This window comes from Frateuria terrea, assembly GCF_900115705.1.
In the GTDB taxonomy this organism is placed as follows: Bacteria; Pseudomonadota; Gammaproteobacteria; order Xanthomonadales; family Rhodanobacteraceae; genus Frateuria_A; species Frateuria_A terrea.
Genome location: NZ_FOXL01000004.1, coordinates 314,692 through 339,950 on the forward strand (window position 1 = coordinate 314,692; position 25,259 = coordinate 339,950).

At 66.9% G+C, this 25,259-nt stretch carries 26 protein-coding genes and 2 tRNA genes; 22 read left to right on the plus strand and 6 right to left on the minus strand.

The annotated features are described in order from the left end of the window. Window positions 1-53 precede the first annotated feature (53 nt). From BMZ38_RS07950 to BMZ38_RS08045, 20 genes are all read left to right on the plus strand, one after another. Window positions 54-590 (plus strand): MarR family winged helix-turn-helix transcriptional regulator, encoded by a 537-nt coding sequence (locus BMZ38_RS07950; protein ID WP_091336141.1) that lies wholly within the window; start codon window positions 54-56, stop codon window positions 588-590. Next, window positions 587-2,068 (plus strand): efflux transporter outer membrane subunit, encoded by a 1,482-nt coding sequence (locus BMZ38_RS07955; RefSeq protein ID WP_091336143.1) that lies wholly within the window; start codon window positions 587-589, stop codon window positions 2,066-2,068. Before BMZ38_RS07950 ends, BMZ38_RS07955 begins: the two co-directional genes overlap by 4 nt. Continuing rightward, window positions 2,055-3,251 (plus strand): HlyD/EmrA/EmrK family protein, encoded by a 1,197-nt coding sequence (locus tag BMZ38_RS07960; RefSeq protein ID WP_091336145.1) that lies wholly within the window; start codon window positions 2,055-2,057, stop codon window positions 3,249-3,251. Before BMZ38_RS07955 ends, BMZ38_RS07960 begins: the two co-directional genes overlap by 14 nt. Before the next feature lie 17 nt (window positions 3,252-3,268). Further along, window positions 3,269-4,822, plus strand: coding sequence for a DHA2 family efflux MFS transporter permease subunit (locus tag BMZ38_RS07965; protein ID WP_091336146.1), 1,554 nt, complete (start codon window positions 3,269-3,271; stop codon window positions 4,820-4,822). 88 nt (window positions 4,823-4,910) lie between these two features. Continuing rightward, a complete protein-coding gene (gene phaR, locus BMZ38_RS07970) occupies window positions 4,911-5,387 on the plus strand; it encodes a polyhydroxyalkanoate synthesis repressor PhaR (RefSeq protein WP_091336148.1) in 477 nt (158 codons plus the stop codon). Between the two features lie 200 nt (window positions 5,388-5,587). Continuing rightward, window positions 5,588-6,991 (plus strand): FAD-dependent oxidoreductase, encoded by a 1,404-nt coding sequence (locus BMZ38_RS07975; RefSeq protein ID WP_091336150.1) that lies wholly within the window; start codon window positions 5,588-5,590, stop codon window positions 6,989-6,991. Further along, window positions 6,981-7,385, plus strand: a complete 405-nt coding sequence (locus tag BMZ38_RS07980) for a DUF3293 domain-containing protein (protein ID WP_091336152.1) — start codon at window positions 6,981-6,983, stop codon at window positions 7,383-7,385. The genes BMZ38_RS07975 and BMZ38_RS07980 overlap by 11 nt, the downstream gene beginning before the upstream one ends. Before the next feature lie 71 nt (window positions 7,386-7,456). Next, window positions 7,457-8,089: a cytochrome c biogenesis heme-transporting ATPase CcmA gene (gene ccmA / locus BMZ38_RS07985; RefSeq protein WP_091336154.1), complete on the plus strand. Its 633-nt coding sequence runs from the start codon at window positions 7,457-7,459 to the stop codon at window positions 8,087-8,089. 117 nt (window positions 8,090-8,206) lie between these two features. Further along, the gene (ccmB, locus tag BMZ38_RS07990; RefSeq protein WP_091336155.1) at window positions 8,207-8,893 is read left to right on the plus strand and encodes a heme exporter protein CcmB; all 687 of its coding nucleotides are present in this window, start codon (window positions 8,207-8,209) and stop codon (window positions 8,891-8,893) included. Between the two features lie 3 nt (window positions 8,894-8,896). Next, the gene (locus tag BMZ38_RS07995) at window positions 8,897-9,667 is read left to right on the plus strand and encodes a heme ABC transporter permease (protein WP_091336157.1); all 771 of its coding nucleotides are present in this window, start codon (window positions 8,897-8,899) and stop codon (window positions 9,665-9,667) included. After that, window positions 9,664-9,858: a heme exporter protein CcmD gene (ccmD, locus tag BMZ38_RS08000; RefSeq protein WP_091336159.1), complete on the plus strand. Its 195-nt coding sequence runs from the start codon at window positions 9,664-9,666 to the stop codon at window positions 9,856-9,858. The genes BMZ38_RS07995 and ccmD overlap by 4 nt, the downstream gene beginning before the upstream one ends. Then, window positions 9,855-10,316, plus strand: coding sequence for a cytochrome c maturation protein CcmE (ccmE, locus tag BMZ38_RS08005; protein WP_091336161.1), 462 nt, complete (start codon window positions 9,855-9,857; stop codon window positions 10,314-10,316). Before ccmD ends, ccmE begins: the two co-directional genes overlap by 4 nt. After that, the gene (locus tag BMZ38_RS08010) at window positions 10,313-12,289 is read left to right on the plus strand and encodes a heme lyase CcmF/NrfE family subunit (protein WP_091336163.1); all 1,977 of its coding nucleotides are present in this window, start codon (window positions 10,313-10,315) and stop codon (window positions 12,287-12,289) included. The genes ccmE and BMZ38_RS08010 overlap by 4 nt, the downstream gene beginning before the upstream one ends. After that, entirely contained in the window at window positions 12,286-12,831 is a 546-nt protein-coding gene (locus tag BMZ38_RS08015) for a DsbE family thiol:disulfide interchange protein (RefSeq protein WP_091336165.1), read from the plus strand. The genes BMZ38_RS08010 and BMZ38_RS08015 overlap by 4 nt, the downstream gene beginning before the upstream one ends. Further along, entirely contained in the window at window positions 12,828-13,289 is a 462-nt protein-coding gene (locus tag BMZ38_RS08020) for a cytochrome c-type biogenesis protein (protein WP_091336167.1), read from the plus strand. Before BMZ38_RS08015 ends, BMZ38_RS08020 begins: the two co-directional genes overlap by 4 nt. Next, window positions 13,286-14,323 carry a tetratricopeptide repeat protein gene (locus BMZ38_RS08025; RefSeq protein WP_091336169.1) on the plus strand — a complete coding sequence of 346 codons (1,038 nt, stop codon included), beginning with the start codon at window positions 13,286-13,288 and terminating at the stop codon, window positions 14,321-14,323. Before BMZ38_RS08020 ends, BMZ38_RS08025 begins: the two co-directional genes overlap by 4 nt. Then, a complete protein-coding gene (gene metX / locus BMZ38_RS08030; RefSeq protein ID WP_091336171.1) occupies window positions 14,320-15,450 on the plus strand; it encodes a homoserine O-acetyltransferase MetX in 1,131 nt (376 codons plus the stop codon). Before BMZ38_RS08025 ends, metX begins: the two co-directional genes overlap by 4 nt. A gap of 77 nt (window positions 15,451-15,527) precedes the next feature. Further along, window positions 15,528-16,109, plus strand: coding sequence for a cysteine dioxygenase family protein (locus tag BMZ38_RS08035; protein WP_091336174.1), 582 nt, complete (start codon window positions 15,528-15,530; stop codon window positions 16,107-16,109). Between the two features lie 24 nt (window positions 16,110-16,133). Beyond that, window positions 16,134-16,219 (plus strand) — tRNA-Leu (locus tag BMZ38_RS08040). 194 nt (window positions 16,220-16,413) lie between these two features. Next, window positions 16,414-16,908, plus strand: coding sequence for a hypothetical protein (locus tag BMZ38_RS08045; RefSeq protein WP_139202403.1), 495 nt, complete (start codon window positions 16,414-16,416; stop codon window positions 16,906-16,908). 41 nt (window positions 16,909-16,949) lie between these two features. Here BMZ38_RS08045 and BMZ38_RS08050 read toward each other — a convergent pair whose 3' ends face one another. The 4 genes from BMZ38_RS08050 to BMZ38_RS08065 all read right to left on the minus strand — a co-directional run bounded on the left by BMZ38_RS08050 (window position 16,950) and on the right by BMZ38_RS08065 (window position 21,542). After that, window positions 16,950-18,494, minus strand: a complete 1,545-nt coding sequence (locus BMZ38_RS08050; protein ID WP_175483707.1) for an MASE1 domain-containing protein — start codon at window positions 18,492-18,494, stop codon at window positions 16,950-16,952. A 317-nt stretch (window positions 18,495-18,811) separates the two neighbouring features. Then, on the minus strand, window positions 18,812-19,186 hold the full coding sequence (locus BMZ38_RS08055) for a response regulator (protein WP_091336180.1): 375 nt from the start codon (window positions 19,184-19,186) through the stop codon (window positions 18,812-18,814). Window positions 19,187-19,194: 8 nt separating this feature from the next. Next, entirely contained in the window at window positions 19,195-19,437 is a 243-nt protein-coding gene (locus tag BMZ38_RS08060; protein WP_091336182.1) for a DUF2188 domain-containing protein, read from the minus strand. Window positions 19,438-19,601: 164 nt separating this feature from the next. Next, window positions 19,602-21,542, minus strand: coding sequence for a formylglycine-generating enzyme family protein (locus tag BMZ38_RS08065; RefSeq protein WP_091336184.1), 1,941 nt, complete (start codon window positions 21,540-21,542; stop codon window positions 19,602-19,604). 119 nt (window positions 21,543-21,661) lie between these two features. Here BMZ38_RS08065 and BMZ38_RS08070 point away from each other — a divergent pair, with 119 nt between their 5' ends. Both BMZ38_RS08070 and BMZ38_RS08075 read left to right on the plus strand, forming a co-directional pair. After that, window positions 21,662-22,792 (plus strand): ribonuclease D, encoded by a 1,131-nt coding sequence (locus BMZ38_RS08070; RefSeq protein WP_091336186.1) that lies wholly within the window; start codon window positions 21,662-21,664, stop codon window positions 22,790-22,792. Between the two features lie 117 nt (window positions 22,793-22,909). Continuing rightward, window positions 22,910-22,985: transfer RNA gene (locus BMZ38_RS08075), tRNA-Ala, on the plus strand. Between the two features lie 85 nt (window positions 22,986-23,070). On the opposite strand, the gene BMZ38_RS17745 is transcribed toward BMZ38_RS08075, so the two are convergent. Next, entirely contained in the window at window positions 23,071-23,244 is a 174-nt protein-coding gene (locus tag BMZ38_RS17745) for a hypothetical protein (RefSeq protein ID WP_175483706.1), read from the minus strand. Window positions 23,245-23,338: 94 nt separating this feature from the next. Further along, entirely contained in the window at window positions 23,339-24,955 is a 1,617-nt protein-coding gene (locus tag BMZ38_RS08080) for an alpha-glucosidase family protein (RefSeq protein ID WP_091336188.1), read from the minus strand. Between the last annotated feature and the right edge of the window lie 304 nt (window positions 24,956-25,259).

The window sequence follows — 25,259 nt, forward strand, 5'->3', positions numbered from 1 at the left end:
TGTCCCATATTGCCGCGCTACTTTACTTCACTGGTGAAATATGAGCTGGTGAAATGGCACGGTTGGGCGATTGCATCGCAATGATGGACGAGGGGATCGGCCGGGTCAGTCAGGTCATTCCCGACATGCCCGCTGCCGAAGCGCGCCTGACGCGCCTGCTGCTGATGGTCGGCCACACCTTCGACGAAGCGGTGGAGCAGGCGCTCAAGCCCAGCAAGATCAACCACAGCGACTTCCTCACGTTGATGATCCTGTATAGCCGCCCGGACGGCAGCTCCACGCCCGGCGAGCTGTGCGAATACACCTCGCAAGGGGCCACCAACATGACCCGGATCGCCAACGCGCTGGTCAAGCGTGGGCTGATCACCCGCGGTGCAAGCGAAGAGGACCGCCGTCGGGTGGTCATCCGCATCACGCCGGCCGGGCGTCGCTTCGTGCAGAAGCTGCTGCCGCCGTTATTCCCCCGCGTGAGCGCAGCATTCGTCGGTTTCAGCGATACCGACAAGCGAAGTTTCAGCCGGCTGCTACGCAAGCTCGCCGACAACCTCGACCGCCTGGACGAGGTTCCCTCTCCCAAGGACGCCCCATGAAACCTGCCCTACTTCGCCTTCGCACCGCGCTGGCCGCGGCGACCTTGCTGGCGTTGGCCGCGTGCGCCGCGCCGCCGGCGAGACTTGCGCCGCCGCCGTTGCGCAACGACGTGCCTCTTGCCGGCCTGCAGGCAACCAGCCGTGCCGGCTGGCCGGGTGCGCAATGGTGGCATGCCTACGACGATCCCCAGTTGGACGAACTGATCAACCGCGCACTGCGCCAGGCGCCTGACCTCGCGCTGGCGCAAAGCCGCGTGCAGGGCGCGGAGCAATCGGCCCGCCTGGCCGCGGCGCAGATGGGCCTGAGCATCAACGGCAACGCGCAGTACGCGCGCCAGCGGATGAGCGAGCACGGCCTGATCCCGTCACGATTCCTCGGCTTCACCTGGTACAACCAGGCCGACCTGGGCATGCAGCTGAAGTACGACTTCGACTGGTGGGGCAAGAAGCGCGCGACGGTCGAGGCGGCGCTGGACCAGGCGCATGCGGCTGAGGCGCAACGCAGTGCGGCGGCGCTGGCCTTGCAGTACGCCGTCGCCAGCACGTATTTCGACTGGCTGGCCGACCAGGCGCGGCTCGCGCTCGCCGACCGCTCGCTGGCCGCGGGCGAGAAGCTGTTGCGGATAGCCCAGCTGCGTGTCCGCCAGGGCGTCGACCTGGCCGACACGGTGGAACAGGCGCAGGCGCAGGTGGCCGGACTGAAGCAGCTGCGCACCGCCATCGACGGCTCAGCCAAGGTGCGCCAGGTCGTGCTTGCCTCGCTGCTGGGTGTGGCGCCAGCCGAGCTGCCCCAACTCGATGCCCGCCCGCTGCCGGACGTGGCGCCCGGCCTGCCCGAAAACGCCGGCCTCGACCTGATCGCGCGCCGCCCCGACATCGCTGCCAGTCGTTGGCAGGTCGAAGCCGCACTGAAGCAGACCGATGCAGCACGTGCGCAGTTCTTCCCGGACCTGAGCCTCACCGCGTTGGCGGGGCTGTCCAGCATCGACATGGGCAAGCTGTTCACTCCCGGCAGCCGCGTGTTCGCGGTGACCCCGGCGCTGCATCTGCCGATCTTCGAAGGCGGCGCACTGGAGGCGAACTACGGCTTGAGCCGTGCCCAGCTGGACAGCGCCGTAGCGCAATACCGCAGCACGGTGCTGGGGGCGGCACGCGAGGTCTCCACGCAGGCGCTGAGCGCCGAACAGCTTGCTGCCCAGCGCAAGGAACAGCAGTCCGAACTCGCCGCGGACGAACGCCTGCTTGCCAATGCGCAGGCCCGGCTGCGCCAGGGCGTGCGCGATGCCCGCGAAAGCCTCGCGGCCGAGCTCACGCTACTGCAGCAACGCGATGCAGCCACCCAATTGCACGCGCAGGCGTTGGCGACCGACCTGGCGCTGATCAAGGCGCTGGGTGGCGGCTACCGCAGCGCACCCACACCTGCCGTTGCCTCTTCCTCCCCTTCCCCTGCCGGAGCCGCCATCCATGAGCGCCACTGAAGCCGACAAGCCCGCCGACAACGACAGCGGCCTGGCCGCCAAGAACCCGGCCAAGCGCCGACGCGCGCTGATCATCGTGGCCGCCGTGTTCATTCTTATCGCGCTGGTCTGGCTGCTGTTGTGGCTGTTCGTCTTCTCGCACCGCGAGAAGACCGACAACGCCTACGTGGGCGGCAACCAAGTGACGATTTCCGCGCAGGTGCCAGGCACCGTCGTCGCGATCATGGCCGATGACACCCAGCGCGTGGAGGCTGGCCAGGTGCTGGTCAAGCTCGACCCGACCGATGCCCGGGTGCGCCTGGCGCAGGCACGCAGTGCATTGGCTCAGGCGGTACGAGGCGTGCGCCAGCAAACCAGCTCGGCCAGCAGCGCCGATGCGCAGGTCACTGCGCGGAAACTCGAACTGGACAAGTTGCAGGCGGACCTCAAGCGCCACGTGCCGCTGCTCGCCGCGCACGCCGAGTCGCCCGAGATCGTGCAGCACCTGCGTGACGGCGAGGCGCAGGCGCGCGCGGCGCTGGAAGCGGCGCAGGCGCAAGCCGCCGCGGCCCACGCCGCGATCGAAGGCACCGACGTGGCTGAGAACCCGGCCGTGTTGCAGGCCCGCGCCAACTTCCGCGCCGCCTGGATCGCCGCGCAGCGCAACGCGATCCTGGCGCCGGTGTCCGGCTATGTTGCCCAGCGCAGCGTGCAGCTGGGCAACAGCGTGCAGCCTGGCCAGCAGCTGATGACCGTGGTGCCGCTGCACGATCTGTGGATCGACGCGAACTTCAAGGAAGGCCAGCTGCAGCACATCCGCATCGGACAGCCTGCGGACATCGAGGCCGACATCTACGGCGGCGGCGTCGAATACCACGGCAAGGTCGTCGGTCTAGGCGCGGGCACCGGCAGCGCGTTTTCGCTGTTCCCGGCGCAGAACGCCACTGGCAACTGGATCAAGGTGGTGCAACGCGTCCCCGTGCGCATTGCCCTGGATAACAGAGAGCTGGACAAGCATCCGCTGCGCGTGGGCCTGTCGACCACGGTCACGGTGGACATCACCGACGATCGCGGTCCGGTGCTCGCCCAGGCTCCCGCACAGCAGCCAGTCGCCGAGACGAACGTGTACGACCGCCTGATGGGCAAGGCCGACGACGAGGCCCAGCGCATCATCCAGGCCAACCTGCCCCGCGCCGCCCACTAACCCGAAGGCCCTTCCCCATGGCCGACACGCCCAACGACACCAAGCCGCTGCCGCCCCTGCATGGCGCGGCGCTGGTGCTGCTCACCATCGCCGTCGCATTCAGCACCTTCATGGAAGTGCTGGACATGACCATCGTCAACGTGGCCGTGCCGCACATCGCCGGCAGCCTGGGTGTGAGCCCGAGCGAGGGCACCTGGACGATCAGTTCGTATGCGCTCGCCAGCGCGATCATGCAGCCGTTGACCGGCTGGATCGCGCGGCGCTTCGGCGAAGTGCGCAGCTTCGTGGTGTCGGTGCTGTTGTTCGTCACCTTCTCGATGGTCTGCGGCCTGGCTACCTCGATGCCGCTGCTGGTGATCGCACGTCTGCTGCAGGGCGCCGGTTCCGGCCCGATGGTGGCGCTGTCGCTCACGTTGCTGCTGTCCAGCTATCCGAAGGCCAAGCAGGGCATCGCGCTGGCGCTATGGGCGATGACGGTCGTGGTGGCGCCGATCTTCGGGCCGATCCTCGGTGGCTGGCTGACCGACAACTTCTCCTGGCCGTGGATCTTCTACATCAACCTGCCGGTGGGCCTCGCCGCGGCGGTGATCACCTGGGGCCTGCTGCACAAGCGCGAAACGAAGACGGCCAAGACGCCGATCGACGCGGTTGGCCTGGGCTTGCTGGTGTTGGGCGTGGGCGCGCTGCAATTCATGCTGGACAACGGCAACGACAACGACTGGTTCGCCTCGCCGATGATTACCGCGCTGGGCATCGTCGCGCTCGTCTGCCTGACCTTCCTGATCGTGTGGGAGTTGCACGCCAAGCATCCGGTGGTGGACCTGGCGCTGTTCAAGGAGCGCAACTTCACCGTGGGCGTAGTCGCCCTGACCCTGGGGATGTTCGCGTTCTTCGGCATCAACGTGGTGTTCCCGTTATGGTTGCAGGTGACGCTCAACTACACCGCCACTTGGGCCGGCCTGGCGACCGCGCCGGTGGGGGTGCTGGCCTTCCTGATGGCCCCGATACTGGGGCGCAACCTGCACCGGCTCGAACTTCGCGGCGTAGTGACGTTCTCCTTCATCGTCTTCGCCATCACGTCCTACTGGTTCTCCACGTTCAACAGCCTGGCTTCTTTCTCCTCGCTGGTGTGGCCGCGCTTCGTGATGGGCATTGCCATTCCCTGCTTCTTCATTCCGCTCAACCAGATCTATCTCTCCGGCCTGCCACCGGAACAGATCGCCAGCGCGACCGGCCTGTCCAATTTCTGCCGAACGATGGGATCGAGCATCTCCACCGCGGCGACCGTGACCCTGTGGCAGCATCGTGGCGAGACGCACCATGCCACGCTGACCGAGAACATCGACGCTGTCCATCCGGCCACCACCGGCTTCCTGCAACAGGTTTCGCACATGGGGATGTCGCACACCCAGGGCCTGGGCCTGCTCAACCAACTGGTTACGCGCGAGTCGCTGACGCTGGCGGTGAACGACGTCTTTCTCGGCTGCGCAGTGCTGTTCGTGCTGCTGATCCCGATCCTGTGGTTCGCCAGGCCGCCGTTCGGCAGTGCAGGCGGCGCAGTGGGGCATTGACGCTTAGCGGCATGGGTTTCTTTGCTGCACCGGCGGGTGCAGCATGGATATCTGGTGCAGCGCAATACGTTCTGCTAGCGTGTGCCGCATGGCACAAAAACTGCGCATCATCAAGAAGTATCCGAACCGCCGGCTCTACGATACGGAGATCTCCAGCTACATCACGCTGGAAGAAGTCCGTCAGCTGGTACTGGACGGCGAAACCTTCGAGGTCCGCGATGCCAAGAGCGGCGAGGACCTGACCCGCTCGGTACTGCTGCAGATCATCTCCGAGCACGAGGAAAAGGGTCAGCCGATGCTTTCGCCGCAGCTGCTCAGCCAGATCATCCGGTTCTACGGTGATTCGCTGCAGGGCTTCATGGGACCCTACCTGGAACGAAGCCTGCAGGTGTTCCTCGACCAGCAGCAGCAGTTCCGCGCCCAATTGAACAGCCTGATGGGACAGACTCCCTGGTCGATGCTCAACGAGTTGACCGAGCGCAACCTGGACGCATGGAAGACCATGCAACGCGGCTTCCTCGACGCGGCCGCACAGACGCCGCCAAACAAGAACCGCAAGGGCTGATCAGCTCCTGACCAAGGTAAGGGTCGCCCGCAAGGACGACGTTCGCCCTTTCGACCCTCCCGGAGAAGGCTGGGAACAGGGCCCGGTCTCGGGACGAGCCATCACTCTTGTGGTCGTCGAAATGCCGATCCGGCTCTGACAACCATTGCAACCCTGCCGCGCTTGCGGAACAGTTCGGCGATGCCCGCCACGGATCGCCCATGAGCAGCAAACCCTCCCTCTCCCTGATTGGCGGCGGCCTGGTCGGCTCATTGCTGGCCCAGCAACTGGCGCGGCGCGGTTTCTCCGTGGACGTGTTCGAGAAGCGCCCCGATCCGCGCATGGCCGGGTTCGCAGGTGGCCGCTCGATCAACCTGGCGCTGGCCGAACGCGGCCTGCAGGCGTTGCGCAGCGCGGGATTGGCCGAAGAGGTGCTGCAACGCGCGGTGATGATGCGCGGCCGCATGGTGCACACACCTGACGGCCGCAGCGGGCTGCAACGCTACGGCGTGGACGACAGCGAGGTGATCTGGTCGGTCTCGCGCGGTGGACTCAACATGTGGCTGCTGGACGCGGCCGAGTCGGCCGGTGCGCGCTTCCACTTCGGCCAGGGCCTGGTGGCTGCCGATTTCGATGCTGGACGCATGCGCCTGGTCGATGCTGGCGGCACCGAGCGGGTGTTCGACGCTCCCGTCCTGATCGGTGCGGACGGCGCTGGCTCGACCTTGCGTTCGGCGATGAACGCCTATCGTGCGCTGGGCGAACGCGTCGAGTGGCTGGGGCATGGCTACAAGGAGCTGGAAATTCCCCCGGCCTCCGAGCTGTCTCCCGAGTTGCTCGAGCACGGCGGCGGCCATGACCAGTTCGCCATCGAGCCCAACGCTCTGCACATCTGGCCACGCGGCGGATACATGTGCATTGCCTTGCCCAACACCGCAGGCAGCTTCACCGTCACACTGTTCCTGCCGGCGCAGGGGCCGTACCCGAGCTTCGCCACGCTGCCGGACGCACGCGCGGCCGAGACGTTCTTCCGCCACGACTTCGCGGACTTGCTGCCACTGCTGCCGCGCTTCGGAACCGACTACGACACCCATCCGGTCGGCACGCTGGCCACGCTGTACCTCGAGCGCTGGCACCTCGACGGCCGCGCGCTGCTGGTCGGCGATGCGGCGCACGCGATCGTGCCGTTTCACGGTCAGGGCATGAACTGCGGTTTCGAAGACACGGTGTCATTGGCCCGCCTGCTGGATGGCAACGACCCGGCCGAGGCTTTCGCCGAGTTCCAGCGCCTTCGCCAGCCGAACGCGGACGCCATTGCCGCGATGGCGCTGGAAAACTACGTCGAGATGCGCGATTCGGTGGCCGATCCCCGCTACCTGGCCAAACGCGAGCTCGGTGCCCGCCTGGCCGCGAGGGCGCCGGAACATTTCATGGCGCGCTATCGCATGGTCACCTTTACGCACCTGGACTACGCCTACGCACTCGAACGGGGGCGCGCGCAAGACATGTTGCTGGACCAGCTGCTGCGCGATTCGAGCGATCCGGCCGGCGTCGACCTGGACGTGGCCGTGGCGACACTCAAGGCCACGCTGCCGCCCCTGCCAGCGCTGCGCCGTGGACGATGAGCTGCTCCGGGCCTACTGTCGCAGCGCCTACCGCGTGCGGCTGCATTCGGGCGGTGCCGCCATCATCCGTATCGGCGAGCCGCTGCCGGCGGCCTTGCGACCGCTTGCCGGCGACCGCGACTGGGGATTTTTCACCGCCTGGAACCCGCGTTCGCGCCCGCAATCGGCCAAGGCCAACCGTCAGGCCCAGCGGCAGTTGCTGGCCGACCTGCAGGACGATGCCTCGCTGGATGTCCACCCGGCACTGGGCTGTGGAACGGACGGATGGCGTGAACCGAGTTTCTGGATCGTGGGTATCGCGCCCGCCACGCTGCAGCAACTGGGCGAGCGATACGGCCAGAATGCCTGGCTGTCCGGGCATGGGGCGGGAACGGCCGGGCTGCGACTGGGCTGAATACCGCCGCGCCTGGGTGCGCCGCCGTACCGCATGGACAACCCTCGCACCCATTGCGGACAATTCCCCGGATGACTCCCACCGATGCCATTCCGCTGCTGCAAGCGCGGGGCCTGTCTTTCCTGCGCGCCGACGAGCCGGTGTTCGGGCCGCTGGACTTCGCCCTGCATGCCGGCGAGCTGGCGCTGGTGGAGGGCGACAACGGCAGCGGCAAGACCACCTTGTTGCGCCTGCTCGCCGGCCTGCTGCACGTCGGTGAAGGCGAGCTGCGCTGGCGTGGCCGGGGCTGGAATCGTGATGAGCGCGCGGGCGACGTGCTTTTCCTGGGCCACCAGCTGGGCCTGAAGATGGACATGAGCCCACGCGAGAACCTGCGCATCGCCGCCGGGCTGCATGGCACGCGCAGTGGGCGTACCGCGGCATCGGTACTGATCCAAGTGGGCCTGGCCGGCTACGAAGACGAACCGGTGCGGCGGCTGTCCGCGGGCCAGAAGAAGCGCGCCGCACTGGCGAGGCTGTTGTTGTTGCCGGCGGTGCTGTGGTTGCTGGACGAACCCTACGCGAACCTCGATCGGGCGGGTATCGCGCTGGTCAACCAGTTGCTCGAGGAGCACATCGCTGGTGGTGGCGCGGCGTTGGTGACCAGCCATGGGGCCGTGAGTTTCCATGGCGGCGAGCCGAAGCGGATTCGCATGCATGGCTAGTGTGCGTATCCACCGGCTGGTGCCCTCGCCCCTGCGCGACCGAGGGAGAAGGCCAGGGTTTTGCCTCGCGCCCTCCCTGGTCGCGATTGCAAGAGCGCGGGCCTGGGGTGCTTCGTCATGAACCAGGCCTCCCTGCCCCGTGCTTGCGCCGAAGTATTGCGGCGCGACCTCACACTGGCCTGGCGGCGGCGCGGCGATATCGCCATGCCGGTGCTGTATGCGCTGATCGTGGCGACCTTGTTCCCGTTCGCCCTGGGCCCGGAAGACGCCCTGCTGCAACGCATCGCAGGCGGCGTAGTGCTGGTCACCGTGCTGCTGGCCATGCTGCTGGCGCTCGATGCGATGTTCCGCAGCGATATCGAGGACGGGTCGCTGGAGCAACTGGTGCTGGCGCCCCAGCCGCTGGCGCTGATGCTGGCGATGAAGATCCTGGCGCACTGGTTGACCACGGCCTTGCCATTGATCGTGGTGGCGCCGTTGCTCGCCGGCATGCTGCATCTGCCGCTGGCGGTGATGGGCGTACTGCTGCTGGCCCTGCTGATGGCTACCCCGATGCTCAGCCTGCTGGGCGCAGTGCTGGTCGCGCTGACGGCCGGGACGCGGCGCTCTGGTATGCTGCTCGCCCTGATGCTGCTGCCACTCTGCGTGCCGGTGGTCATCTTTGCCGCAGGCGCGGTCGCGGCCGCCCAACAGGGGTTACCGTGGGTCGCACCGATCGCCTGGCTAGGCGCAGCGCTCGCCCTGGCCCTGGTGTTGGCGCCGCTCGCCTGCGCGGCCGCCCTTCGTATTGCGCTGGACGCTTAAGACATGTCCAAGTGGATTCCCCTCTGGCTGCACAAGCTCGGCTCGCCGCCGATCTTCTATCGTTTTGCGGGCACGTTGCGGCCTTGGTTCCTCGGCCTGGCGCTGGTCGCCGGTGCGGTGGCGCTCTACGGCGGGCTCGCGCTGGCGCCTGCCGATTACCAGCAGGGCGACGCCTACCGCATCATCTTCATCCACGTACCCAGCGCCTGGATGGGGCTGTTCATCTACGGTGTGATGGCGGTCGCGTCGTTCGTCGCGCTGGTGTGGCGGATCAAGCTGGCCGAAGCGGTGGCGATGGAGTCGGCACCGATCGGGGCAGCCTTCACCTTCATAACCCTGGTCACCGGTTCGCTGTGGGGCAAGCCGATGTGGGGCACCTGGTGGACCTGGGACGCGCGGCTGACCTCCGAACTGGTGCTGCTGTTCCTGTACCTGGGCGTGATCGGGCTCTACCACGCCTTCGAGGACCGGCGCCAGGGGGCGCGTGCCGCCGCCTTCCTCGCCATCATCGGCATCATCAACGTGCCGATCGTGCACTTCTCGGTGAACTGGTGGAACACGCTGCACCAGGGCTCGACGGTGCGCATCCTGGGCCCGTCCAAGATCAGCGCCAGCATGCTGTGGCCGCTGCTGACGATGATGGTGGCGACCAAGCTCTACTACGTCGCCAGCCTGTTCGGTCGCGTGCGCGCAGACCTGCTTGAGCTGGAAAGCGGCAAGGACTGGGTTCGCAGGATCGCCACGGAGAACAGCGTCCCCGGAGAGCAGGCATGAGCCACTTCTTTGCCATGGGTGGTTATGCCGCGTACGTCTGGCCGGCTTATGCAGTGTTCTTCATCGTGCTGCTCGCCGATTTCGTTTCTCCCCTGCTGCGCCGCCGTCGCAACCTGCGTGAACTTCGCGCCCGCCTGGCGCGTCAAACCGCGCGCCAGCATCGCTCCGCTACGCCTGCCGTGAATTCATGAATCCGACCCGCAAACGCCGCCTGATCATTGTCCTGCTTGTCCTCGCTGCTGCCGTGGTGGCCGTGGGGCTGACCGTTTTCGCCCTGCAGCAGAACATGAACTACCTGTTCACGCCCAGCCAGGTGCGTTCCGGCCAGGCGGAGGCGTACAAGACCTTCCGGCTGGGCGGCATGGTCAAGGCCGGCTCGATCCAGCGTTCGGGCAAATCGCTCCAGGTCGGCTTCACGGTTGTCGACGCCGACGGCGCCATGCCGGTCGAATACACCGGCATCCTCCCGGACCTGTTTCGCGACAACCAGTCGGTGATCGCGACCGGACACATGGATGGCGACCACTTCGTCGCCACCGAAGTATTGGCCAAGCACGACGAAACCTACATGCCGAAGGAACTGAAGGACGCCATGGAGAAGGCGCACCATGGTGGCAAGGCGGTGGCCGCCAGCGGAATGCCGCAATGACTCCGGAACTCGGTCAACTCGCGCTGATACTCGCCATGCTGCTGGCCCTGGCGCAGGGCGTGCTCCCGCTGGTTGGCGCCTGGCGCGGCAACCGCGCGCTGATGGCCGTCGCCCGTCCCGCCGCCGCCGGCCAGGCGGTCTTCGTGGCCATGGCATTCGGTCTGCTCGTATGGGCGTTCCTGCGATTCGATTTCTCGGTGCAGTACGTGGCCGACAACTCGAATCTCGCCCTGCCCTGGTACTACCGGATCGCCGCGGTCTGGGGCGCGCACGAGGGCTCGATGCTGCTGTGGGTGCTGATCCTCAACGTCTGGACGGTCGCGCTGGCCGCCTTCAGCCGCCAGCTGCCGGAAGCTTTCCTGGCCCGCGTGCTGGGCGTGCTGGGCATCGTGGCGGTCGGCTTCCTCGCCTTCATCATCTTTACCTCCAACCCGTTCGCGCGCCTGCTGCCGATGCCCCCCGACGGCGGCGACCTCAACCCGGTGCTGCAGGATCCGGGCATGACCTTCCACCCGCCCGTGCTGTACATGGGCTACGTGGGCTTCTCGGTGGCCTTCGCCTTCTCCATCGCCGCGCTGCTCGGCGGGTCGCTGGAACAGGGCTGGGTGCGCTGGGCGCGGCCGTGGACCAACGCGGCCTGGGCTTTCCTCACCTGCGGCATCGTGGCCGGCAGCTGGTGGGCCTACGCGGAGCTGGGCTGGGGCGGCTGGTGGTTCTGGGATCCGGTGGAAAACGCCAGCTTCATGCCGTGGCTGGTGGGCGTGGCGCTGATCCACGCACAGGCGGTGACGGAGAAGCGCGGCAGCCTGCGCGCGTGGACCATCCTGCTGTCGATTTTCGCCTTCTCGCTGTCGCTGCTGGGTACCTTCCTGGTGCGCTCGGGCGTCCTCACCTCGGTGCACGCGTTCGCGTCCGATCCGCGCCGCGGCCTGTACATCCTGGCTTTCCTGGCCATCGTGATCGGCGGCTCGCTGCTGCTGTACGCGGTTCGCGCGCCCAAGGTGGCCGGCGGCAAGGCGTTCGCCCTGCTCTCGCGCGAGACGGTGATCCTGATCGCCAACCTGATGTTCACCGTCGCCGCCGCCATGGTGCTGCTGGGTACGCTGTTCCCGCTGATCGGCGATGCGCTGCACCTGGGCAAGATCTCGGTCGGCCCCCCCTACTTCGGCTTCCTGTTCCCACTGTTGATGCTACCGGTGGTTTTGCTGCTGCCGTTCGGGCCGTTCCTGCGCTGGGGCAAGAGCGAGGCCGGGCCGCTCAAAAGCGTGTTGCTGCGGGTGGCCGTCGCCGCGGTCGCCTGTGCCATCGTGGCAGCCTTCTTCGTGCAGGGCCAGGCCAGGGCGATCGCCGGCGTGGCCGCGGCAGTGTGGTGCGGCGTCGGCACGCTGCTTTACGTCTACAAGCGCTGGCGCGAGATGCCGCGCGGACGGCGTTATCCCGCCGAAATGGCCGGCATGCTGCTGGCGCACTTCGGCCTGGGCGTGTTCCTCGTCGGTGTGTTGCTGTCCGAATCGCTGAGCGTCACCCGTGACGTGCGCATGGCCCCGGGCGATATGCAGACCGTGGGCACCTACACCTTCCGCTTCGACGGCGTCCATGCCACCCGCGGCCCCAACTGGCATGCGGAACAGGGCACGGTCACCGTACTGCAGGACGGCAGGACCATCGATGTCATGCACCCGCAGAAGCGCACCTATCCGCGCGGCCAGGTGCAGACCGAGTCGGCGATCGACCCCGGCGTCACTCGCGACCTTTACGTGGCACTCGGCGAACCGATGGATCCGAACAACCTCGAGGGTGCCTGGGCGCTGCGGCTCTACGCCAAGCCGTTCGTGCGCTGGATCTGGGGCGGCGGCCTGTTCATGATGCTGGGTGGCTTCGTCGCCGCGGCTGACCGGCGCTTCCGCGCCGGGCGTGCGCCCGCCAAGGTCGCGGTCGAGCCGGCGCTGCTGGCGAAGGAATCGCGCGCATGACCCGTTCGCTGCCGCTGATCGGCTTCCTGTTGCTGGTCGGGCTGTTCGGCTTCGGCATCTGGTGGAACACCCGGCACGATCCGCGCGAAGTACCCTCGCCGTTGATCGGCAAGCCGGCGCCAGCGTTCGTACTGCCGCTCCTCGAAGATCCGGCGACGACCGTCAGCAAGGCTTCCATGCTGGGCAAGCCCTACCTGGTCAACGTGTTCGCCAGCTGGTGCGTCGCCTGTGGCGAGGAGCACCCGGTGCTGATGGCCGAGGGCCGCACGTTGGGCGTACCGCTGGTCGGCTACGACTACAAGGACGCGCCCGACGATGCCAGGGCCTGGCTCGCCCGACACGGCAACCCCTACGACATGGTGGTGGCCGACCAGCCCGGCCGCACGGCGATCGACTTCGGAGTATATGGGGCGCCGGAAAGCTTCCTGATCGATGCCAAGGGCGTGATCCGCTACAAGCACATCGGTCCGTTCACGCCCGAGGTGATCGAGCGCGAGCTGAAGCCGCTGATCGCGCAGCTGAAGCGGGGGACCGCGCCATGAGCCGTGCGCTTGTCCGGTTGCTCGCCGTGCTGCTGTTGGCTTTTGCGGGCCTCGCCGCGGCCCAGGCGATCGACCCCTTGCCGTTCAAGGATCAAGCCCAGGAAGTGCGCTTCCAGAACCTCACCCGGCAGCTGCGTTGCCTGGTCTGCCAGAACGAGAACCTCGCCGACTCCAACGCCGACCTGGCGCGCGACCTGCGCCACGAGGTGTTCGGGCTGATGCAGCAGGGCAAGAGCGACGATGAGATCAAACAGTACCTGGTCGATCGGTACTCCGATTTCGTGCTGTACGACCCGCCGGTGAAGCCGTCCACCTGGTTGTTGTGGTTCGGTCCGGGCCTGTTCCTGGCGCTCGGCGCCGCCGTGGTGCTGGTGACCATCCGCAAGCGCGGCCGTGCCACGCGCATCGACAGCCGCCTGGTCGACAACGCCACGATCGAACAAGGGGATGATTGGTGAAGCTCGCGTTCTACCTGATCGCTGCCGCGATGATCGCGGTGGCGCTCGCCCTGCTGCTCTGGCCCCTGGTGCGGCATGGCCGACGGCAGGGCCGCCCAGCTGGCATCTTCGCGCTGACGCTGGTCGTCGCTTTCGTGCTGCCGCTGACCGCCGGCGGGCTCTACTTGCTCGTGGGTACACCGGTAACGCTCGACGGCGTGGCGGCGCAGCCGACCATGGACATCGACCAGGCGGTGGCCGAATTGCGCGACCACCTCAAGCAGCAGCCGGACGATCTCCAGGGCTGGCTGCTGCTGGCGCAGACCGAGGCGGCCATGCACCAGGACGCGCAGGCACGCAGCGCCTATGGCCAGGCGCTGCGGCTGGATCCCCACAGCAGCACGGCCATGGTCGGCTGGGCCGAAGCCGATTCCATGGCGCGGAGCGACCATCGCATTGAGGGCCGTGCGCTGGACCTGCTCAAGCAGGCCGTAAAGGCCGACCCAGCCAACCAGCGCGGTCTGTGGCTGCTCGGCATCAGCCAGTTCCAGCATGACGACTACACTGCCGCCACCGCCACCTGGCGCCGCCTGCAGCCGCTGCTGGATCCCGGCTCCAACGTGGCCAAGGCCGTGACCGAGCAGATTGCCGTGGCCGAGGCTAGGGCTGGCGGCAAGCCGGCCCCGGCGGCTGCCGCCGCGCCCCAGGGCCCGCGCCTGACGGTGAAGGTCGAGCTCGATCCGTCGTTGCGCGGCAAGCTCAGGCCAGGGGCCGTGCTGTTCGTCTATGCGCGCGCAGAGCAAGGCCCTCCGATGCCGCTGGCGGTGGCCCGCCTCGAAGCTTCACGGCTGCCGGCCACCGTCACGCTTACCGATGCCATGGCCATGTCGCCGCAGTTCAAGCTCTCCTCCACCGACAAGGTCTTCGTCGGCGCCCGGGTCAGCGCCAGCGGCCAGGCGATCGCCCAGGCGGGCGACCTGGAAGGTGATGCGGGCGTGGTCGATGTGGACCATGCCGGCCCGATACGGATCGTCATCGACAAGGTTCACCCATGAACACGGGAGCCCCTGACGCCCGCCGCTACTACGCCCTGCCCTCGCCATTCGCGATGAAGCGCGGCGGCCGGTTGCTCGGGGCACAGGTGGCTTACGAGACCTGGGGGCGGCTCACCGCGGCACGCGACAACGCCGTGCTGATCCTCACCGGCCTGTCGCCCAGCGCGCATGCGGCCTCGAACGCGGAAGATCCGACCCCCGGCTGGTGGGAAGGCATGCTCGGTCCCGGCAAGGCGATCGACACCGACCGCTGGTTCGTCATCTGCGCAAACTCGCTGGGCAGCGACAAGGGCTCGACCTGTCCAGCCTCGATCGATCCGGCCACCGGTGAGCCCTACCGCCTCGGCTTTCCCGAACTGGCGCTGGAAGATGTCGCCAATGCCGCCTTCGAACTGGTCCACCATGGCCTCGGAATCGAACGCCTGGCTTGTCTCGTCGGCTGCTCGATGGGTGGCATGGGTGCGCTGGCCTACATGGTTCTGCACCCCGGCAGCGTGCGCGCACACGTCAGCGTCGATACCGCACCGCAGGCGCAGCCGTTCGCCATCGCCATCCGCTCGCTGCAACGCGAGGCGATCCGGCTGGACCCGCAATGGAACGGCGGCGACTACGACATCCACGATGGCCACGGCACGCGCTATCCGGAGATGGGCATGAGCATCGCGCGCAAATTGGGTGTGATCACCTATCGCTCCGCGATGGAGTGGAATGGCCGCTTCGCGCGCATCCGGCTGGACCCGGAAAAGCGCGAAGGGGAGCCATTCGGCTTCGAGTTCCAGGTCGAATCCTATCTGCAGGGCCACGCGCAACGCTTCGTGCGCAGCTTCGATCCCAACTGCTATCTCTACCTCTCACGTGCCAGCGACTGGTTCGATATCGGCGAGTACGGCGGTGGCGACATCATGCAGGGCCTCAAGCGCATTCAGATCGAACGCGCGCTGGTGATCGGCGTGAGCACCGACATTCTGTTCCCTCTGGAGCAGCAGGAGCAGATCGCCACTGGCTTGTCCGCCGCTGGCGCCCACGTCGACTTCGTGGCACTGGACTCGCCGCAGGGCCACGACGCCTTCCTGGTCGACATCCCCAACTACAGCCGCGCCATCGGCGGTTTTCTGGCCGGTCTGTGAATTACTGACGGGCCTGTCTCGGCCTGCTAACACCGGTGCGTTAAACTCGGCGTGAAGCTGTACTGCGAGAAAACCCCATGCTCACCACGCAATTCCCCGGCTGCCGCGAGCTGATCGACGCGATCGACCATGCCGTCGCCATGAACTCCACGTTCGCGGTGACCGATACCCTGCGCAACAGCCTGTGCAAGCTCATGCGCAGCGGCGCAGTGAAACTGCCCGACTGCGTGTTCGAGACCGCCGAGGGCCGGTACGCCCGCCGCGAGCTGTACCGCAGCGAGCAGCATGGCTACTGCGTGGTGGCGATGACGTGGGGTCCCGGACAGGGCACGCCGATCCATGACCACTGCGGCATGTGGTGCGTCGAGGGCGTCTGGAGCGGAGCGCTGGAAGTGGTGCAGTACGAGCGCCTGGCCGACGAGAACGGCCATTGCCGCTTCCAGCCGGTCGGCTCGATTCAGGCCGGCCCCGGCTCCGCCGGCAGCCTGATACCGCCTCACGAGTACCACACCATCCGAAATCCCAGCGATGACGCGATCGCAGTCAGCCTGCACATCTATTCCGGCAACATGACGCGCTGCGCGATCTTCCAGCCGTTGCCCGAAGACCATGGCTACGAGCGCTGCGAACGCCAGCTGGGACTCGACCCGGTGCACTGACCCGGGCATAATTCGCGTTCTTGTGCCGGTGTGGCGGAATGGTAGACGCGGCGGACTCAAAATCCGCTTCTGGCGACAGAGTGTAGGTTCGAGTCCTATCACCGGTACCACAAGAAGGCGTGCTGTTCGCGCCGGAAAAGCCCGCCGCGTGCGGGCTTTTTGTTTGCCGCCGGGCAATGGAAACGATCGGATGGGCAACCGCAATGGCTCATGCGCTCGATTTTCCATGATGTTTCTCAAAAAAATCACTTTTGCTGCTGTTAGAGTGACATTGCTCAATTAGTGAGCAGTCCAACAAGGGGACATGGCTATGATCAAATTCCTGCCGCGCCGTGCGCTCTGCGCCGGCCTGGTTGTCATGAGCCTTTCGGCTCCCGCTTTTGCGGCACAGGCGCCGGGCACTGGCCTGGGTCAAAGCTGGCCGAATGCGCAGGACGTGAGTGCAAGCGCGCACTGGCACGTCTATACGTTTGCCAGCAATGGCGTGAGGTATATCCAGGTCAACGACCTCGATGGCAACGTGCGCGTGGCTTTCGCCACCGCCAACGGCCAGTTCCTGGTGCTGCCGATGGGCCGCAACGCAAACAGCCTTTCGACCCCGCAGCAGCCGGTGACGGCGTCCAACACCGTGGTACCGCTGAGCTCGTACACCGAAACCGTCTACCGCGACGACAGCGTCCAGCTCAATGCGGTGCCCATGAGCGATGGCACGACCGTATTCAGCGCTACCACGCCGACGACGGCTGCGGCAGTTGCCCCATGCAACGATCCAGTGGAATGCAATGCCCACTTGAATTGAAAAAAAAAACCGCCTTCAAGGCGGTTTTTTTTTCACGCGAATTACAGCAGGTCCGGCTCGAAGAGCATGAGGCTCAAACGCTCGCCACCTGGCAGCGACCTTGCCCGGACTTTACCGCGGAAGATTGCGGCGCGGTCCTTGATGGCGCCCAAGCCCAACCCGCTCCCGCCAAGAGCCGACGCCAGGTCATCCCAACGTACGCGGCTAAGTCGCTCGTACTCGACACGAGTGTCCGCGCAAAGCGCTACCCAGCGGCGACCTCCGAACGATCCCCCGCGAAGCCGCACGTGGATGTGGCTGATATTGCGCTTGGAGCAAGCCAGGGCAACTGCCTCACAGGCGAGACGATAAAGCGTGATGTGCACGCTGGTTGGAAGTTCATCCAATTTCCCGTCGCGCACGTCGCACCAGTAGACGATGCCAGCTTCGTCCAGGGCGCGCGGCATCGAGCCTTCGCGCAGGGCGGCCAGCAAGCCACGCTCGCGCCATGCCAACGGATATAACGAGTCGGCCAGGCGGTACATCTGGTGCTGCGTGAGTGCCGCCTGGCGATAGTAGGTACGTTCATCGAGGCCCGGAAGCAGGCCACGTAGGCGCCCAACCAGCTGCGTGTAGGACGCCTGGATGGCGCCGCTGACCTGTTCCAGGGCGTAGGAGGTCTGCCGTAATTGCATTTCCCCCATGAAGACATTCCGCTGTGCCATGGCCAGCGCCAACCGGGCATCGGTCTTCTCGCGCATCTCCCCCTCGTGGAGCAGCGCAATGCGCCCGCCCAACATCAGCATGGTGGTAATGGTGAACGCGATGAATACCAAAGCCTGTACTGTGTCCGTGTCGCGAACGCCCGTAACGGTAAGCACCACGGCGATGCTGGCGGCCGTCCCACCCAAAGCCGCGCCACGCCACCCATGCCGTAGCGCCAACCAGGCCACGGGCAAAAACATGGCCACCCGTGCCTCGCGGCTCACATCCCCGGATGCTCCCCGTACCAGCCACACCAACAAAACCAGTGCGGGAACCAGCAAAAACGCCGAATCCATCACCAGGCGGCTTTCCGAGAACTTCGCCCACAGCTGGCGCAGGTCGGCGATCGGGAGTTCCTCGCGGACAAACAGGATCAGCGGGACGAGGGTGAGGATGCCGATGTAGTTGCCCAGGAAATACCAGCCGACGACCGACCTGAGCTGGTAGTGGAACGCTCCTGCCGGCCACTGCATCACCGAGAAGGTGACCATGTTCACCGCCGTCCAGATAGCCGAAACGGCCAACGTGCAAGACAAGAAGACGTTGATGTTCGTCGCGTTCCGCGAAGGGAACATGCGACGCCGTTCGCGGCACCACCGGACGACCGGCATGGCGAACAGTATCGGAGGCAGCATGTAGCCAACGCCCCAGAGCCAGCCGTACTCGGGCGCGCACGCCATGCCATGGGGTACCAAGGCGAGGCACTCGCCTATGGCGAGCGCAGGCCAATACCGATAAGGGACAAACAGCAGGACGCCGAGACGGCATCCGGCGAAGATCAGCCAGAACGAAAAAGAGACGTGGCGCAAAAGGGTGTACGCCAGCGCGTACCCCAAGGCCACGGCGACGTGCCGGAGCCAAATGTTTGTCCCTATCCCCTTTGGCATCTTCCGTCCCCTGGCTGATCCCGAATCGCCCGCTACCGATGTATCGGCACATTGACCCGATACTGAACCGACCGAAGCGTGAAATGTTAGTGAAACCAACGGCCTGTAAATTATCTTAGCGCACCTGTGCTGGGGACGCGTGAGTGCCTTGCGCGGGCCGTGCCCCGCGTCGCATTCCGGGTGGCCCATCGGATGCCACCGCACGTGCATTTGGAGGGGCGACGCCCAGCGGGGGCGCTATCCCATACACCCCCGGAGCCCGGCAGGCAGCCTCAACAGGAACAGGAGGAAGCCAGCTCGGCCACCATTCGGAACAGGTCATTGCGATGGAACGGCTTCTGCAGCGTGGGCCGGTCCTGCCACGGCTCGCGCAGGCCATGGGCTCCGTAGCCGGTGGCAAAGGCGAACGGGATCTCGCGGGCGGCCAGCGCCTCGGCGACCGGGTAAACCTCCTCGCCGCCGAGGTTCACGTCCAGGATCGCCAGGTCGATCGCTGCGCTGCGCGCCGCTTCCACGGCCTGGTCGATGCGGGCCATGGGCCCGATGATGGTGTGGCCAGCTTCGGCCAGCATGTCTTCCAGCAACATCGCCACCAGCATCTCGTCTTCGACTAGCAGTATCCGCCAGGGGCCGGATGTTTTTTCCATGGTGCTACCTATTGCAACAAGGTCGTGGCATCCGGATCGGACAGTTCGCGCCAGCTGCCGTCGCTCTCCTGCACCCGCACGGGCGGATGCTGCAGCCCCCAGGCCCGCACCAGCTTGGCACGCACCCTTACGGCAGCCGAGATCGCTTCGGCCCGGGTCGGGTAGGTGCCCACTCGGGAAGCCTCGCCGCGCACGATCCAGGGGGCCTCGGCGCTGAACGGCACGAACAGGCGTACGGTTTCCGGGTTCATCGCGTCCCTCCCTCGGATGGGTCGGCCTGCCGGGCTACCGGCGGGCCGCATGTTCCGCTGGCCGGATCGGCAGTTTTGCAGATGTCGCAAGGCTTGGATAGGCACCAAGGCAGCCTTGTTGGCCTCCGTTCGGGCTTCCCGCCTGATGCTCGCCAGAGGGGCGTCTACAGCTCGCGAACGACACGGAACCCAACGCGCGCGCTGCGCACCTTGCCGTCGGCTCCCTGCCGGTAGGCCGAGCGCACCTGTTCGGGCGAACTGCCCCACGACCCGCCGCGCACCACGCGCACGCTGCAGCCGGGATTGAGCCAGGCACTGCCGTCGACCGGCGCGCGCACGTAATTGTCGTGCCAGCAGTCCGCAGCCCACTCCGAGACGTTGCCATCGATGTCATACAGCCCGAATGGGTTGGCGGCGAAGCTCATCACCGGCGCAGGACCCCAATATCCGTCACGGTAGCTCGGGAAGGCGTTGCTCCAGCGCCGGCCGCTGGGCGAGCGGTCTCCGCTGCCGGTGAGGTTTTCGACCTTGCTGGTTGGCGCACGCTGGCCCCACCAGTAGCGGGTCTGGGTGCCGCCGCGCAGCGCGTACTCGAACTCGGCTTCGCTAGGCAGCCGGTAATGCTTGCCCGTGCGTTGGCTCAGCCAGTCGGCATAGGCCTTGGCGTCGCGCCAGGAGACGTTGACCACCGGCAAGTCGTCCTGCGCGGGGTGGCCGGCGTAATCGTCCTGCCAGCTGGCGCGCGAATCGTCACGCAATGCTCCGCTGCGTTCGTCGTAGACGCTGGCGCCGCCAAGCTTGATCGAGTCGGGCTGATAGCCGGCTGCGCGCACGAACTCGCGGAACTGGCCAACGGTCACCGCGCTGCGCGCCATCGCGAAGCCCTTGGCGATAGTGACCTGGTGGCGCGGGGTTTCGGCGTCGGTGCGGTCGTCCTCCGCGTCCGGAGCCCCCATCTGGAAGCTGCCGGTGGGAATCACCACCATCGATGGAGTGTGGCCCGGCAGGTCGACGAAGCGGTCGCTGAACACCTGTCCGGGTTTATAGCTGGCGTACAGCCGGGCATTCGTCAACTGCTGCTCGAATTCGTCGATGCCCTTCAGGTCGGGTTGCAGCGCCTGCGCCTGCCCCGCCAGCCGCTGCGCAAGCTCGAGGTTGCCGGCATCCAGCGCCGAACGCGCCTGTGCCAGCAGGCCACTGGCGCGTTGCTGGCGGATCCCCTCGACGCGGCTGCGCACGTCGACCAGCTGCCGCGAGCCGGGCCGGATCGTGTCAGCCTCGGCCAGCGCCCGGTCGGCGGCGGCGAAGTCGTTCTGCGCGACGGCCGCCAGCGCCCGGTCCAGCACCGCCCGCTGCACCTGGAAGATGCCCTGCTCGGCCATCGCGTTCTGCGGATCGAGCTCCTGCACCTTGCGGTACAGGTCCAACGCACTGGCGCCCTGAGGCTGGTCGGCCTTGCCCCGTTGCAACATCGAGGCGGCCTGGGCCAGCATCGGACGGACCGTCGCTAGCGTCTTGAGGCCCTGCTCCAGCTGGGCCACGTCACTGGCGCTGTTGGGCAGGCCGCGCAGGCCGTCGAGCAACTCCTGCGCCGAATCGGCATCGCCCACCGCGATGTCCTGGCTTATCTGCGCCACCAGTTGCGCCCGCACCTGGTTGAGTCCCTGCGCGGCCGCGCGGCTGTCCGGCTTGTCGTGCAGCGCCTTGGCGTACAGGAACGCCGCGCTTTCCTCGCCGCCGACCAGCCGCCCCGCCTGCAGGGCCTTGCCGCCCCTGGCGAGCAATGCCTGCACCGCAGGGGTGTCTGCGCTCAGCTGTTCGGGCAGGTGCTGGTTGCCCCGGTTCATGCGCGCGGCGATGACCGCGGCCGGCGCCAGCGTGAGCGGCGGTCCGGCGTCGAGCTCGGCGTTCAGCGGCGTCCGTGCCGGGCGTCGGCCGCCAGCAGGCGAGAAACCGCCCGAGGCCGGGCGGTGGGCGGTCAGGGTCGCCGGATCCACATGGAATACCCGCGGAAAGAAGTGATACACCAGCGCCGAACCGAGCACGATCACGCCCAATGCGCCCCCCATGGTGCGCTGACGGCGGACGGTCTCGTTGCTCGGCATGGAAGTCTCTGGGCGTGGGCTGTTATCGTGCGCTGCTCACCATATGGCAGGGCCGATGACAGGGCAATGCGCGCCGCGCACCCCGAGGTCCGCCGGTCCGACGCCGAGGAATCTTCCGCATGTCCGTGCCCGAAGCGGCCGCCACCCCATGGATCGACCGCCGCGACGCACTGGAAGCGTGGCTCGCGCACCTGCCGGCCGACGCCGCGCTGGGCGTCGATACCGAGTTCATGCGCCGCAATACCTTCCATCCGCAACTGGCCCTGCTGCAACTGGGCTGGAGCGGCCGCTACGCGCTGGTGGACCCGCTCGCCTTCGACATCGCCGATACGTTGCGCGCGCGGGTGGCGGAGGGACCCATGGTGACCGTGATGCACAGCGCCGGCGAGGACCTCGAGGCGCTCGCACCGCTCCTTCCGCAGGGTCCGGCCACGCTGTTCGATACGCAGATCGCCGCCGCCTTCGTCGGCATGGGCCTGGGATTGAGTTACCGTGCGCTGGTCGCCGAACTGGTGGGCGTGGAACTGGACAAGGGCGAGACCCGCTCGGACTGGCTGCAACGCCCGCTCACCGAATCGCAGCGGCTCTATGCCACGCTCGATGTGGTCTACCTGGAGCCGGTGCACGCGCAACTGGCTGCGCGCCTGGCCGAACGCGGCCGTACCGCCTGGCACGCGGAGGATTGCGAGCGGCTCAAGCGCCGCGCCGACGTGCACGAGGGTGACCCGCAGCCGCAGCGCGGCTTTCGCGCCGCGGCCGACTGGTCCCGCGCGCGCCAGGCGCTGCTGCGGCGCATCCTTCTCTGGCGCGACCGCAGCGCCCGCACGCTGGACCGCCCACGCTCATGGCTGCTGGAGGATGCGCTGGCGCTCAGCCTGGTGCAGGACCTGCCACGCAGCCTCGCCGAATTCGAACAGCGCAGCCGCGGACAGCGCGCTCTGCGTTCGGCGCAGCGCGCGGAACTGTTCGAACTGCTCGCGCGTACCCCGGATGCAGACGAATTGGCCGCCACGGCCCCCATCCCAGCGTCCATGCCAGGACCGGCAAAAAAAGCACTCGCAGCGATGAAGGAGGCCGTCGACCGGCTGGCCGGCGAGCTCGACCTGCCGCCGGGCCTGCTGTGTCCGCGCAAGGTGCTGGAGGAATACCTCACCACTGGCGAATGGCCGGAGTTCCTCGAAGGCTGGCGCCGCGGCGTGCTGCACGAGCGCCTCAGCACGCTGCTGCCGGACGCCACTGTCGCCATGTGAGGAAGGTCGCGGAGCGTTGTGCCTCACCCAAAGGCTGGCTCGCTTCGCGAATGCATTGGAACCCTGGCGGGGCTCTTGGCGGCACCGCATGACGCTGCTAACATGCGCGGCTTGCGTGGGGTGGTAGCTCAGCTGGGAGAGCGTCGCGTTCGCAATGCGAAGGTCGGGAGTTCGATCCTCCTCCACTCCACCAATCGTTCCAGACAAGAAAGCCCCGGTAGCGCGAGCTACCGGGGCTTTCGGTTTGCGGCCGGGCCGTTGCGGCGAACGCAGGCGCACTAAGGATGGTTGAAGCCTTCCTCGCGCTTGGCCTCGCGGTTCGCTTCCTTTGCGTCGCGGGTTTCCTCCGCGTCACGCCTTTCCTGCAGCTTGTGGTCGCGCCGCGCGACGTCGTCGTCGTTGCGGTCGCCGGTCCCGTGCTTGCGGCTGGCGGGAGGCATGGGATTGGGCATGGCTTGGGCTCCGCGGCGGAATGTGCAGCAAGCCTACGGGAGGCACGTTCATGGCCGCGTGACGCCGCGCGCAGGTACGTCCTGCCGAGCGACCTTACATCTGGCTGGCGAACAGGACGCCGTGCCCGGGCAGGCGCAGACGGCCGCCGGCGAACGAGCCCTGCGCCAGGCCGTGCCCTTCGGCGGCTCGCCATTGGCCGGCCAGCGGAAGTTCCGCCTCGGCTGCGTTCCGGTCGAGGTTGAAGGCGATAAGCAGCGTCTGGCCGCCGTGGCTTCGTACGAACGCGAGCACCGGCTCGGGCGTATCGAGGAAACGGATGTCGCCCCATCGCAACGCAGGCTGATTGCTGCGCCAGCGCAGGATGCGGCGAAAGCCGTGCAGCGCCGAAGCTGCGTCGGCCTCCTGCCGCGACACGGCCAGTGCGCGATGTTCGCCCGGCACCGGCAGCCACGGTTCGCCGTGGCTGAAGCCGCCGTGCGCGCCGTCGTTCCAGGGCATCGGGGTGCGACAGCCGTCGCGGCCCTTGAACTGCGGCCAGAAGGCGATGCCGTAGGGATCCTTGAGCGAATCGAACGGTACCTGCGCTTCGGTCAGGCCCAGCTCCTCGCCCTGGTAGATGCATACCGAGCCGCGCAGCGAGCAGACCAGCGCAGTGAACAGGTTGGCCAGCGCTGCGGTGGGTTGCGCCCTGCCCCAGCGGCTGAGCACGCGCTCGACGTCGTGGTTGGAGATGGCCCAGCATGGCCATCCCTCGCGCATCTGCATCTCCAGCTGCTGCACGGTGCCGCGGATGTGTGCGGCGCTGAAATCGTGGGTGAGCAGTTCGAAGCTGTAACCCATGTGCAGGCGGCCGGCCTGCGTGTATTCGGCCATCGTCGCCAGCGAATCCTCCGAGGAGATTTCGCCCAGCGCCACCGTGCCCGGATAGCGGTCGAGCAGCGCACGCAACTCGGCCAGGAAAGCAAGGTTCTCCAACTGGGTGTTGTTGTGCCAGTGGTACTGGAAGGCGTATGGGTTGTCCGGGCTGAAGCCGCGGCCGGTGCGTTGCTCCTTGGGCTTGGGGGGGTTGTCGCGCAGTTGCGCGTCATGGAAGCAGAAGTTGATCGCGTCCAGGCGCAGGCCGTCGACGCCGCGCTTCAGCCAGAAGTGCACGCAATCCAGGATCGCCGCGCGCACCTGCGGGTTGTGGAAGTTGAGGTCCGGTTGCGAGGCCAGGAAGTTGTGCAGGTAGTACTGGCCGCGCCGCGGTTCCCACTGCCAGGCGCCACCGCCGAAGATTGACAGCCAGTTGTTCGGCGGCGTGCCGTCCTCCTTCGCATCGGCCCACACGTACCAGTCGGCCTTGGGGTTGTCGCGGCTGGCACGGCTCTCCTGGAACCAGGCGTGCTCCACCGAGGTGTGGCTGAGCACCTGGTCGATCATCACGCGGATGCCCAGGCCGTGCGCCTTGGCAAGCAGGCGGTCGAAGTCCTCAAGCGTTCCGAACAGCGGATCGACGTCGCGATAGTCGGCGATGTCGTAGCCGTAGTCGGCCATCGGCGACTTGAAGAACGGGGATATCCAGATCGCATCGACGCCGAGGCTCGCCACGTAGTCGAGCTTCTCGATGATGCCCGGCAGATCGCCCACGCCGTCGCCATTGGTATCCAGAAAACTGCGCGGATAGATCTGATAGGTGACGGCGCCTCGCCACCAGGGTGCATCACTCATTCGCGTATCTCGCAACGTTTTACGCGGAAAGCGCAAGGCATATCCGGCGTGGGTTGCCGGCAGCTTAAAGGTTGGCCGCGAGACCGGCCTCGGCAGTGCAAACGTATTCATTCGTGCTGGTCTGCAGCATCGCAGGCGCACTGCACGCTGGTAGGCGATCCAGCGCAGGGCGTGCCTCGGGCGCCAGCACCCTTTGCCACCACGCACTCCGTGCATGCCAACGAACCGATCGGCCAGGCATCGCACTCAGCTTGCTGCAGTGCGGTGCGCGCCCATGCGCGCTCGCCATGAATACGTATGCACT

Bases quoted from the DNA above. Each gene is read 5' to 3' on its own strand.
- BMZ38_RS08015 (WP_091336165.1), top strand. From the start codon at position 12,286: ATGACCCGTTCGCTGCCGCTGATCGGCTTCCTGTTGCTGGTCGGGCTG.
- BMZ38_RS08070 (WP_091336186.1), top strand. From the start codon at position 21,662: ATGTCCGTGCCCGAAGCGGCCGCCACCCCATGGATCGACCGCCGCGAC.
- ccmA (WP_091336154.1), top strand. From the start codon at position 7,457: ATGACTCCCACCGATGCCATTCCGCTGCTGCAAGCGCGGGGCCTGTCT.
- BMZ38_RS08035 (WP_091336174.1), top strand. From the start codon at position 15,528: ATGCTCACCACGCAATTCCCCGGCTGCCGCGAGCTGATCGACGCGATC.
- BMZ38_RS08055 (WP_091336180.1), bottom strand. From the start codon at position 19,186: ATGGAAAAAACATCCGGCCCCTGGCGGATACTGCTAGTCGAAGACGAG.
- ccmD (WP_091336159.1), top strand. From the start codon at position 9,664: ATGAGCCACTTCTTTGCCATGGGTGGTTATGCCGCGTACGTCTGGCCG.
- BMZ38_RS08010 (WP_091336163.1), top strand. From the start codon at position 10,313: ATGACTCCGGAACTCGGTCAACTCGCGCTGATACTCGCCATGCTGCTG.
- BMZ38_RS17745 (WP_175483706.1), bottom strand. From the start codon at position 23,244: ATGCCCAATCCCATGCCTCCCGCCAGCCGCAAGCACGGGACCGGCGAC.
- metX (WP_091336171.1), top strand. From the start codon at position 14,320: ATGAACACGGGAGCCCCTGACGCCCGCCGCTACTACGCCCTGCCCTCG.
- BMZ38_RS07995 (WP_091336157.1), top strand. From the start codon at position 8,897: ATGTCCAAGTGGATTCCCCTCTGGCTGCACAAGCTCGGCTCGCCGCCG.
- BMZ38_RS07965 (WP_091336146.1), top strand. From the start codon at position 3,269: ATGGCCGACACGCCCAACGACACCAAGCCGCTGCCGCCCCTGCATGGC.
- phaR (WP_091336148.1), top strand. From the start codon at position 4,911: ATGGCACAAAAACTGCGCATCATCAAGAAGTATCCGAACCGCCGGCTC.
- BMZ38_RS07955 (WP_091336143.1), top strand. From the start codon at position 587: ATGAAACCTGCCCTACTTCGCCTTCGCACCGCGCTGGCCGCGGCGACC.
- BMZ38_RS07960 (WP_091336145.1), top strand. From the start codon at position 2,055: ATGAGCGCCACTGAAGCCGACAAGCCCGCCGACAACGACAGCGGCCTG.
- BMZ38_RS07975 (WP_091336150.1), top strand. From the start codon at position 5,588: ATGAGCAGCAAACCCTCCCTCTCCCTGATTGGCGGCGGCCTGGTCGGC.
- ccmB (WP_091336155.1), top strand. From the start codon at position 8,207: ATGAACCAGGCCTCCCTGCCCCGTGCTTGCGCCGAAGTATTGCGGCGC.
- BMZ38_RS08065 (WP_091336184.1), bottom strand. From the start codon at position 21,542: ATGCCGAGCAACGAGACCGTCCGCCGTCAGCGCACCATGGGGGGCGCA.
- BMZ38_RS08080 (WP_091336188.1), bottom strand. From the start codon at position 24,955: ATGAGTGATGCACCCTGGTGGCGAGGCGCCGTCACCTATCAGATCTAT.
- BMZ38_RS08060 (WP_091336182.1), bottom strand. From the start codon at position 19,437: ATGAACCCGGAAACCGTACGCCTGTTCGTGCCGTTCAGCGCCGAGGCC.
- BMZ38_RS07950 (WP_091336141.1), top strand. From the start codon at position 54: ATGGCACGGTTGGGCGATTGCATCGCAATGATGGACGAGGGGATCGGC.
- BMZ38_RS08045 (WP_139202403.1), top strand. From the start codon at position 16,414: ATGGCTATGATCAAATTCCTGCCGCGCCGTGCGCTCTGCGCCGGCCTG.
- ccmE (WP_091336161.1), top strand. From the start codon at position 9,855: ATGAATCCGACCCGCAAACGCCGCCTGATCATTGTCCTGCTTGTCCTC.
- BMZ38_RS08020 (WP_091336167.1), top strand. From the start codon at position 12,828: ATGAGCCGTGCGCTTGTCCGGTTGCTCGCCGTGCTGCTGTTGGCTTTT.